This window comes from Maritimibacter sp., assembly GCF_016774595.1.
Taxonomy (GTDB): domain Bacteria; phylum Pseudomonadota; class Alphaproteobacteria; order Rhodobacterales; family Rhodobacteraceae; genus Maritimibacter; species Maritimibacter alkaliphilus.
The window spans coordinates 2168929-2178784 of the sequence record NZ_JACBWT010000001.1; the positions used below are offsets into that span (position 1 = coordinate 2168929).

Sequence of the window (9856 nt, forward strand, 5' to 3'; positions counted from 1 at the left end):
GGTCAGGCTGCAAGATAGTGTTCGAGCGTCGCGACGGTTCCGCGCGACCAAAGCATGTCGAGCCAATGCGCAAAGGCCGCAGAAAACCCCGGGTCCGATCCGACGGCGCCGTAGACCGCCTCCTGATCTAGCCACGCTTGGGGGTTGTCCTTGGCGGCTTGAGCCACGCGAACCAGCGTGTCCCAATTCGGATCGTTGGGTGCAATCGCCCGACCGGACTCGTCTATCGCCGCGCAATACCGACACCACAGTGCGGATTCCAGCGCCAGACCGGAAATCGAAGCCCCCTTGGCGATGGCGTCACGGATGACCGGGACGATGAACTTGGGTTGCCGGTTCGATCCGTCAAGGCACAGGCGCTGGATCGTGTCGCCGATCTTGGGGTTCGAAAACCGCTGTTCGATCAGGTCGAAATAGGCGTTGGTGTCGGTATCCGGCACCGTCGGCACCATCGGGATGATCTCGGTCTCTTCCAGCTTTCGCAGGAACGCGCGGATCAGCGGGTGCTCCATCGCCTCGTGGACATAGTGAATGCCCATCAGGCCGCCGGGATAGGCAATCGTCGCATGGCCACCGTTGAGAATGCGAAGCTTCATCAGCTCGAATGGCGAAACATCGTCGACGAACTGCACCCCCACCTTCTCAAACGCAGGGCGACCGAGCGAGAAGTTGTCTTCGAGCACCCACTGCGTGAACCCCTCGCAAAAGACCGGCCAACCGTCTTCGACACCGAACTCACGTTCAAGGATCTCGCGCTCGCGGTCGGTGGTTGCCGGGGTGATCCTGTCGACCATGCCGTTCGGAAAGGCGACGTTCGACGCAATCCAATCGGCGAAGTCGGGATCGGAGAGCTTTGCGAGACCCACGAGCGCGTTTTTCGTCACCGTGCCGTTGTGGGGAATGTTGTCGCAGGACATGACGGTGAACGGCGGGTGTCCGGCTCGGCTCCTCGCGCGAAGACCAGCGAGAATCATTCCGAACACGGTCTTGGGGTTTCCGGGGTTTGTCCCATCCGCCTGAATCGCGGGATGCGACGGGTCGAACCTGTCCGAAGAATCAAGGAAATATCCGCCTTCGGTGATCGTGAGCGACACGATCCGGATATCCGGCTGCGCCATGCGTGCGACAATCGCATCTGCATCGGCAGGTTCAATAAAATCGATCATCGATCCGAGGACGCGAGCCTCGGATCGGTCTGCTTCCTGCTCGACAAGCGTCGTCAGCCAGTCCTGTGCTTGGAGGACATCCTTCCCCTTGCGTTCGCCTTCGAACACACCGGCCCCGACAATGGCCCAATCGTGGCTCTCACCCGCCGCAAAAAGACGATCGAGATATTCGGCCTGGTGGGCGCGGTGGAAATTTCCGACGCCGAAATGCAGGATCCCCGCCGAAAGATCTTCGCGCGCATATGCCGGGCGACCTACGGACGCAGGAAGCATATCAAGGTTGGTTAGAGACAGTTTTACGGCCATAGGCTCAGCTCATCCAGTTCCCGCCGTCGACGTTGTAGGTCTGAGCGACGATGTAATTTGCCTCGTCCGTGGCGAGGAAGATCGCCATGCCGGTCAGATCGTCGGCTGTGCCCATTCGTCCGAACGGCACCGCCTCACCGACCTCGCGCTTCTTCTGGCCGAGGGGTTTGTTTTCGTGTTTTGCGAAAAAGGTATCCACGCCGTCCCAGTGCTCACCGTCGACCACGCCGGGCGCGATGGCGTTCACGTTGATCCCGTGCTCGATCAGGTTCAGCCCCGCGGATTGGGTCAGTGAAATGACGGCGGCCTTCGACGCGCAGTAGACACCGACCAGCGGTTCGCCGCGACGTCCGGCCTGCGACGCCATGTTGATGATCTTCCCGCCATGACCGCGTTCGATCATGTGCTTCGCGACGGCCTGAAGCGTGAAGAGCGTCCCGGCCACATTGATCGACACGACACGGTCGAAATCCGCGCGGTCGATTTCGACGATGGGCGCAGCGGTGAAGATCGCGGCGTTGTTGATGAGGATGTCGATTTGCCCGAATTGCGCGATGGTTTCTGCCACGCCTGCGTCGATCGAGGCCTGATCGGTGACGTCCAACTCGACGGCGTGGGCCGCTGCGCCGATCTCCGCCGCTGCTTCACGCGCGCGAATGATGTCGATATCGGCAATCGCCACCCGCGCGCCTTCGCGCACGAACGCCTTGGCGAAGGCGAGGCCGATCCCGCGCGCCGATCCCGTGATCAGCGCCGTTTTGCCGTCGAGGCGTTTCATCCGATGCGCAGCCCCTGAGCGTTGAAGCGGTGGATCTTCGTGGCGTCGGGCGTCAGGAAAACGGTGTCGCCATGCTTGACCGCGAACTCGCCGCCGACGCGCACGGTCATGGTGTCGGCGAGGCCCGTTTCGGTGACGTGCAGATAGGTGTCGGAACCCAGATGCTCGGAAACCGTCACCGTTCCCTTCCATTCGCCCGCGTCTTTCGATGCCGCCAGATGTTCTGGCCGGATACCGATGGTGTGCGCGTCGTGCTTGGCGGCCTCGGCGCCTTCGATCATGTTCATCTTGGGCGAACCGATGAAGCCCGCCACGAAGATGTTGCGCGGCGCGTTGTACAGTTCCAGCGGGCTTCCGACCTGCTCGATCACGCCTTTCTGGAGCACGACGATCTTGTCGGCCATGGTCATGGCTTCGACCTGATCGTGCGTCACGTAGATCATGGTGGTCTTGAGCCGTTCGTGCAGCTCGGAAATCTCCAGCCGCATCCCCACGCGCAGCGCGGCGTCGAGGTTCGAGAGCGGTTCGTCGAACAGGAACGCCGCCGGTTCGCGCACAATGGCGCGTCCGATGGCGACGCGCTGGCGCTGACCGCCCGACAATTGGCCGGGCCGCCGGTCGAGGTAGTCGGTCAGGTTCAGCACCCGCGCCGCATCCTCGATCTTGCGGTTCTGTTCGTCCTCGGGGATGCCTGCCATCTTCATCGGAAAGGCGATATTCTTGCGCACCGACATATGCGGATAAAGCGCGTAGGACTGGAACACCATCGCAAGGCCGCGCTTGGCGGGCGGCAGGTGCGTGGCGGGCTGTTTGTCGATGCGGATTTCGCCCGACGACACATCCTCAAGCCCCGCAATCAGCCGAAGTAGGGTCGATTTCCCGCAGCCCGACGGGCCGACGAACACGACGAATTCACCGTCGTCGATGGTCAGGTCCAAGGGCGGGATCACCTCAACCTCGCCGAAGGCCTTGGTCACTTTATCAAGCGTAATGCGTCCCATGGTCTTTTCCTTATTTCACCGCGCCGAAGGTCAGACCCCGGACGAGTTGTTTCTGGCTGAACCAGCCCATGATGAGGATCGGCGCGATGGCCATGATCGAGGCCGCCGAGAGTTTCGCGTAGAACAGCCCCTCGGGGGACGAATAGCTGGCGATGAACGCGGTCAGCGGCGCGGCCTTGGCGGCGGTCAGCGTGAGCGTCCAGAACGCTTCGTTCCAGGCGAGGATGATGTTCAGAAGCAGGGTGGATGCGATGCCCGGAACGGCCATCGGCAGGAGGACATAGATCACCTCTTCGCGCAGCGAAGCGCCGTCCATCCGCGCGGCTTCCAGGATCTCGCCCGGAATTTCGCGGAAGTAGGTGTAGAGCATCCAGATGATGATCGGCAGGTTGATCATCATGAGGATGAAGACCAGTGCGACGCGCGTATCCAGCAGCCCGAGGTTCTGACAGATCAGATAGATCGGGAGCAGAACGCCGACCGGCGGAAGCATCTTGGTGGACAGCATCCACATCAGCACGTCCTTGGTCCGCTTGCCGGGCACGAAGGCCATCGCCCAGGCGCTTGGCACGGCGATGATGAGACCCAGAACGGTGGAGCCGACCGAGATCACGACCGAGTTCCAGAAGTGGCGGAAGTAGTTCGACCGCTCCTGCACGGTGGCGTAGCTCTCGAACGTCCATGTCGAGGTGATGACCTCGAGCGGCGATTTGATCGCGTCGCCTTCCGAATGGAACGACAGGATGAAGATCCACAGGATCGGGAAAAAGATCAGAAGCCCGACGATCCATGCGATCAGGGTGTTGATCGCCTTGCGTTGTGTGGTGACTGCGCGTGCCATGTGTCCCCCCTCAGGCGTCGAGGTTTTTACCGATCATCCGCATGAGGAAGATCGCGACGATGTTGGCGAGGATGATGGCGATGACGCCACCGGCGGAGCCTGCACCCACATCGAAGCTCAAAAGGCTTTCCTTGTAGATGAGGAAGGTCAGGTTGGTCGACGCGTTGCCCGGCCCGCCGTTCGTCGTGACGAAGATCTCGGCGAAGATCGACAGCAGGAAGATCGTCTGGATCAGCACGACGACGGTGATCGCGCGGGCGAGGTGGGGCAGTGTGATGTAGAAGAACCGGCTGAACGGTCCGGCCCCGTCCATCTCGGCGGCCTCCAGCTGCTCGCTGTCGAGCGACTGGATCGCGGTCAGAAGGATCAGTGTCGCGAAAGGCAGCCACTGCCAGCTCACGATTCCGATGATCGAGGCGAGCGGGGCTTGGCTGAGAAAGTCGAAAGGCTCTAACCCAAGCCCTTTCGCCAGATATCCGAACAACCCGTTAACGGGGTTCATGAACATATTCTTCCAGACAAGTGCCGACACCGTGGGCATGACAAAGAAGGGCGCGATGACCAGAATACGGACGATCCCCTGGCCCCACATCTCGAGATTGAGCAGCAGGGCGAGAAGCACGCCCCCGATCACGGTGATGAGCAGGACACCCCCGACCAACAGCAGCGTGTTGATGAGTGCGGTGGTGAAGGCGGGGTTGGTGATGAAGAACTCATAGTTCTCCCACCCGACGAAGGGCCGCGCCCCCGGCATCAGAAGGTTGTAGCGCAGAAGCGAGAAATAGATCGTCAGGCCCAGCGGGATGAGCATCCAGCCCAAAAGCAGGATGACGGATGGCGAAATCATCGCCCGGGCCGCGGTTCTGGATGCTTTGGTGGCCATGTTCTGCCCTCGCCCATTGGAACAGTTCCGAAGGAATGACCCCGATGGGCCATCGCCACGACACTGTCGCATATGCGTCGGGGCCGGCCCGAAGGCCGACCCCAGTCGGGAGGATTACTCGATGTAGCCCGCGCGCTTCATCTCACGCTCGGTCAGCGCCTGAGCCTGTGCCAGCGCATCTTCCGCCGACATCTGGCCCGCCAGCGCGGCCGAGAAGGTCTGGCCGACGGCGGTGCCGATCGACTGGAACTCCGGGATCGCGACGAACTGAACGCCCGTGTAGGGCACTTCGTCCACGGTCGGTGCGGTGGGGTCCGCCGCGTTGATCGATTCCAGCGTCATCTGCGCGAACGGAACTTCCTGATACTCGGGGTTCTCGTAAAGCGAGGTGCGCGTGCCCGGCGGGACGTTGGCCCAGCCTTCGTTCTCGGCGACCAGCGCGGTGTAGTCCTTGGAGGTCGCCCAAGCGATGAATTGCTTGGCCGCATCCGGGTTGTCGGACCCGGCAGGAACCGCAAGCGACCATGCCCAGAGCCAGTTGCCGCGCTTGCCCAGCCCGTTGTCGGGGGCCAGCGCGAAGCCGACCTTGTCGGCGACGGTGGAATCGTTCGGGTTGGTCACGAACGAAGCGGCGACGGTGGCGTCGATCCACATGCCGCACTTGCCCTGCTGGAACAGCGCGAGGTTTTCGTTGAACCCGTTGCCGGACGCGCCCGGCGGGCCGTAGCTGTTCATGAGGTCAAGATAGTCGTTCAGCGTGTTCGCCCATGCTTCGCTATCGAACTGCGGGTTCCAGTCCATGTCGAACCAGCGCGCGCCGTAGGAGTTGGACATGGCGGTCAGGAACGCCATGTTCTCGCCCCAGCCCGCCTTGCCGCGCAGGCAGATGCCGTAGATTTCGTTGTCCTTGTCGGTCATCGCCGCCGCGGCTTCCTTGATGAAGTCCCAAGTCGGCGCGTCAGGCATTTCCAGCCCGGCGGCCTCCATCAGGTCGGTGCGATACATCACCATCGAGGATTCACCGTAGAACGGTGCGGCATAAAGCTCGCCATCGACGGTCAGACCGCCGCGGATTGCGGGCAGAATATCATCGACGTCGTATTCGGCGGGAAGATCGTTCAGCGACACGAGCCAATCCTGCGCCCCCCAGATCGGAACTTCGTAGGTGCCGATGGTCATGACGTCGAACTGGCCGCCGTTGGTGGCGATGTCCTGCGTGACGCGCTGACGCAGCACGTTCTCTTCCAGCGTGACCCATTCCAGGGCGATGCCGGTCTCTTCCGTGAACGCGTCGGCCAGACCCTGCATGCGGATCATGTCGCCGTTGTTCACGGTCGCGATGGTGAGTGTGGTATCCTGTGCGCTGGCGGCGAAACCGGTAGCCGTAAGTGCGGTCGCGCCCAAAAGCGCGCGGATCATGGTCGTCATGATATCCTCCCAAAATTGAAATGAGCAATTGCTACGCTCATTGGCAATTATTCATTCAGGCGCGACTCACGTCAACGCACATTCCGCTCTGCACCGCAGAGACAGCAGGCAACACCCTGTAAATGCAGTTTAAAAAGGTCTACGGCGCTTGTGTTAGCGCAATCGCAGTTTCCTCGTCCGTAATCAGACCATTCACCAATCGGCCCCGGAGCGCGCCGCGAATCGCGGCCAGTTTGTCGGGCCCGTGCGCACTCGCGATCGTTGGGCGGGGTGGCGACGGCTCCATGACCGCAGAACTGACGCGATCGTTGATCCGGTCGTCGATGAGCGTGCCGTTTTCGTCGAAAACCCAGCCGATCACCTCGCCCACGGCACCCTTCTCGACAAGACGCGATTGATCTTCGGCCGAGATGAAGCCGTCCATGAGAAGGGGGGAGGGGTCGGTCATCGGGCCGACCCCGACAAAGCGAACATCGGTCCGCGCCGCAAGATCCCGTGCGGTCTGCACCGTTTTCTGGCCCAACAGCGTCTCGCGCTCATCCGTCGACGCCGAGATGACGGGCATCGGCATCGGAAAGGTCGAGGCGCTGACCTTGTCGGTGATGGTGAACAGGACGTTGTAATGCGCCGTCGATCCATCCGGCGCGATGTTGCCCGTCAACGACACGATCCGGTGTTGCGCGCAGTCGATATGCGGCAGGTGCTCGATCGCTCCGCGCAATGTGCGCCCTGTGCCGAGACCGATCACCATCGGCGTGTCGCGCATCAACCAGCTTTCGATCATGTCACCCGTGGCGACGGCGACGGCGACACCGCTTTCCGAGGGCGTCGTGAGCGATGGAACCACCTCGCAGGCCTCCAGACCGAAGGTCGCCTGCAAGTCCTGCGCCAGACCCATGCATCGCGCGATGGGGTGGTCGATGCGGACCTTGATAAGCCCGGCCGCATGGGCCTGCGACAGCAGACGCTGGGCAGATTGACGGGAAATTCCCATGATCTGCGCGATCTCGTCCTGCTTCTTGCCGGCGATATAGGACAACCAAGCAGCGCGTGCCGCGTCGTCCAGTTTTCGGTCCATCGAGTTCATAGGTTAGTCCCGTAACGCTACCGCAATGGTCGCGGCAATCGCGGACTTTGACAAGGCGTGCCACCTGTCCAGGGTCCGATCCGATTGACAGACAGGCCCGGACCCGCCTTTGTGAGCGGCATGTTCCAGCGCCTTTCGTCTTTCATTCTGGCCATGTTTTTTCCGGCGATTGCCGTCGCGCAGGACGCGGGCGAAACCTTTCGCGATTGGTCCGTCGCCCGGAATTCGGCGGGATGCATCGCGGTCATCAGCGTTGGGTTGCGGGAAGCGGACTCGGGCCTTTTGACCCTCGCGCTACTGCCCGGTCCGAACGACGACACGCCGTCCATCATGACGGTGCGCGTGCCCTTGGGTGCCGCCTTGAACCAGCCGCTGACCTATACCTATCCACGCGGGGATGAGGCCGTGGGTCTGGAATGGCAAAGCTGTAGCGAACGGACCTGCCTCGCCTCTGGACCCGTCAGCAAGCCGGAACTCGACAAACTGAAGCGTGCAAACCGGATTTTCTTTGGCTTTCAACCGCTTCCGGGTGCGCGCCCCCTGATCGTTCCGGTGTCGTTGCTCGGCGTGACACGGGCCTGGGACGCCGCTCAGGCCTGCGAACAAGCGAACTGAGCGCGGATGGCGTCGAGCACGACACGGGGCGATTGATAGAACAAAAGCTGTCCGGCCTCGTCCAGCACGGTCAGTTCGGCGCGACGCCCCAGTGACCGCGAAAATTCGCGCACCGAGTCGACGGTCACGACGCTGTCGTGCGCGCCGTGGATCAGGTGAACGGGCGCGTCCGAACCGGCTGTCAGGTGGGACCAGTCGCGCACGACCTGATGGCTGTCGATCTCGAACGCGCGGTGCCCCTGTCGAACGGTGAACTGGTAGCCGTCGAGGATAAGGCGTCTGATCTCAGGGTCTTGCGTGACCTTGAAGTCGACCGGCGCGTTTTCGTAGAGCGACGTGAGGAACCGTTTGTCTCCGCCACTCTTGAGCTGATGGATTCCGGCGCGCAGCACATATGGCAGCATGTTCGGTGCATGAAGCGCGGTAAAGGCGACCAGCCGTTGCCGCCTGGTCATCGCGCTGATCTGTTTGCGGGATGTGATGGGCACACCGCCCGACACGCAGACGATCCCCCGCGGCTCGCACACCTGCGACGCCGCGAAGGCATAGACGGACCCGGCCATGTGGCCGACGACCACGGGTTGTGTCACGCCAAGCTGCCCGCAGACCTGTTTCAGATCCCGCGCAAAGCGTTGGGGCGCTTCGGAAAAAGGTCCGGGATCGGGGTCGGATTGGCCGAAGCTGGGCCTGTGCGGGCAAATGAACCGAAGATTGTATTCGGCAAGCAACTCCTGCGCGCTGCGGGTAAAGGCCGTGCCGTCCAGCATTCCGTGCAGAAAAATGACCGGATCTCCGCTCTCGGTCCCATGGAACTCAAGGTCCATGCGCCGATCTCCGATCCGCGCCGTCGCGATGCGCCCTTCCGGCCCCAGCGTTTCCTCGCGCTTCAGATCGTGCCGCTCGGCCAAACGCCGGATGTTGTTCAAAAGCGCGGTCAGCTCGCCCTGCGCATTCGTGCCGGTCTTGGACATGATCTTTTTGACCTGCGTGCGCACAGTGGCGACCGAAGCGCCGCGCCGCTCCGCGATCGTTGCGGGCGGCAGACCCTCGGCCACCAGCCCGGCCACTTCGCATTCCGAAGCCGACAGGCCGTAGCTATCGGTCAACATTTGCGACGCAAGCGGCGGCCACACCGGTTCCAGCCCGGCCACGAGGATGACATCCGTGCTCCCCGCATAACGGAAACGCTCGGCCCTGAGATGGATCGGCTTTCCGCCATTCGGGGCCTGTAGCTGCAACAGCAAAGGCGCCCGCATCTCGGACAGGTCGCTCGACAGATCAGCGACCAGCGCCTTGAGCGCGGCGGCCTGATGCGGGGGCAAAGGCAGCCGATCCACGGCGTCGCGGCGCTGCAATCCAAGCGCGTCGGCCGAGGCGCCATTGCGCCAGACGACCTGACCCGACGCGTCGATCAGGAACTGCGGTGCGCCGATCTGGGACACCAGTTGACCGGGCGCCGGGGCCGTCTGCGGGGCGCGTTCGATTAGCTGCGAAGCGATCTCGAAATGCTTTTCGAATTCAGGTGCTTGGAAGGTAGGATCGGAATCCTTCAGCGCCTCGAGCGCGGCCAGACGCTGCGAGACATATCCATCCCATTCGAGCATGAACGCGTCATAAGATCCGGGCTCCAACGCGGCCCGGTAAATCGATTCGATCAAGCTGTCCGGAGTCGAAAAGGGGCCCGGGTCACTCATATTCACCGCCAAAAAATACCGGAACAGCATACACCAATTGCGGTATACGCCAACGAA

General features: G+C 62.2%; 9 protein-coding genes. 1 reads left to right on the plus strand and 8 read right to left on the minus strand.

What is annotated here, in order from left to right; translation table 11 throughout:
- Positions 1–2: 2 nt before the first annotated feature.
- The 7 genes from HOY44_RS10920 to HOY44_RS10950 form a co-directional block, all read right to left on the minus strand.
- Positions 3–1472: a mannitol dehydrogenase family protein gene (locus tag HOY44_RS10920; RefSeq protein WP_353806631.1), complete on the minus strand. Its 1470-nt coding sequence runs from the start codon at positions 1470–1472 to the stop codon at positions 3–5.
- A 4-nt stretch (positions 1473–1476) separates the two neighbouring features.
- The gene (locus HOY44_RS10925; protein WP_287434690.1) at positions 1477–2250 is read right to left on the minus strand and encodes an L-iditol 2-dehydrogenase; all 774 of its coding nucleotides are present in this window, start codon (positions 2248–2250) and stop codon (positions 1477–1479) included.
- On the minus strand, positions 2247–3251 hold the full coding sequence (locus tag HOY44_RS10930; protein ID WP_287434691.1) for an ABC transporter ATP-binding protein: 1005 nt from the start codon (positions 3249–3251) through the stop codon (positions 2247–2249). The genes HOY44_RS10925 and HOY44_RS10930 overlap by 4 nt, the downstream gene beginning before the upstream one ends.
- 10 nt (positions 3252–3261) lie before the next feature.
- Entirely contained in the window at positions 3262–4092 is an 831-nt protein-coding gene (locus HOY44_RS10935) for a carbohydrate ABC transporter permease (RefSeq protein WP_287434692.1), read from the minus strand.
- A gap of 10 nt (positions 4093–4102) precedes the next feature.
- Positions 4103–4975, minus strand: a complete 873-nt coding sequence (locus HOY44_RS10940) for a carbohydrate ABC transporter permease (RefSeq protein ID WP_008332601.1) — start codon at positions 4973–4975, stop codon at positions 4103–4105.
- A gap of 114 nt (positions 4976–5089) precedes the next feature.
- Positions 5090–6403, minus strand: a complete 1314-nt coding sequence (locus tag HOY44_RS10945; RefSeq protein ID WP_287434693.1) for an ABC transporter substrate-binding protein — start codon at positions 6401–6403, stop codon at positions 5090–5092.
- Between the two features lie 139 nt (positions 6404–6542).
- Positions 6543–7490, minus strand: a complete 948-nt coding sequence (locus tag HOY44_RS10950) for a sugar-binding transcriptional regulator (RefSeq protein ID WP_138422180.1) — start codon at positions 7488–7490, stop codon at positions 6543–6545.
- A gap of 120 nt (positions 7491–7610) precedes the next feature.
- On the opposite strand from HOY44_RS10950, the gene HOY44_RS10955 reads away from it, so the two are divergent.
- Entirely contained in the window at positions 7611–8105 is a 495-nt protein-coding gene (locus HOY44_RS10955) for an invasion associated locus B family protein (RefSeq protein WP_287434694.1), read from the plus strand.
- On the opposite strand, the gene HOY44_RS10960 is transcribed toward HOY44_RS10955, so the two are convergent.
- Positions 8081–9709 (minus strand): bifunctional helix-turn-helix transcriptional regulator/alpha/beta hydrolase, encoded by a 1629-nt coding sequence (locus tag HOY44_RS10960; protein WP_287434695.1) that lies wholly within the window; start codon positions 9707–9709, stop codon positions 8081–8083. The genes HOY44_RS10955 and HOY44_RS10960 overlap by 25 nt on opposite strands.
- Positions 9710–9856: the final 147 nt, after the last annotated feature.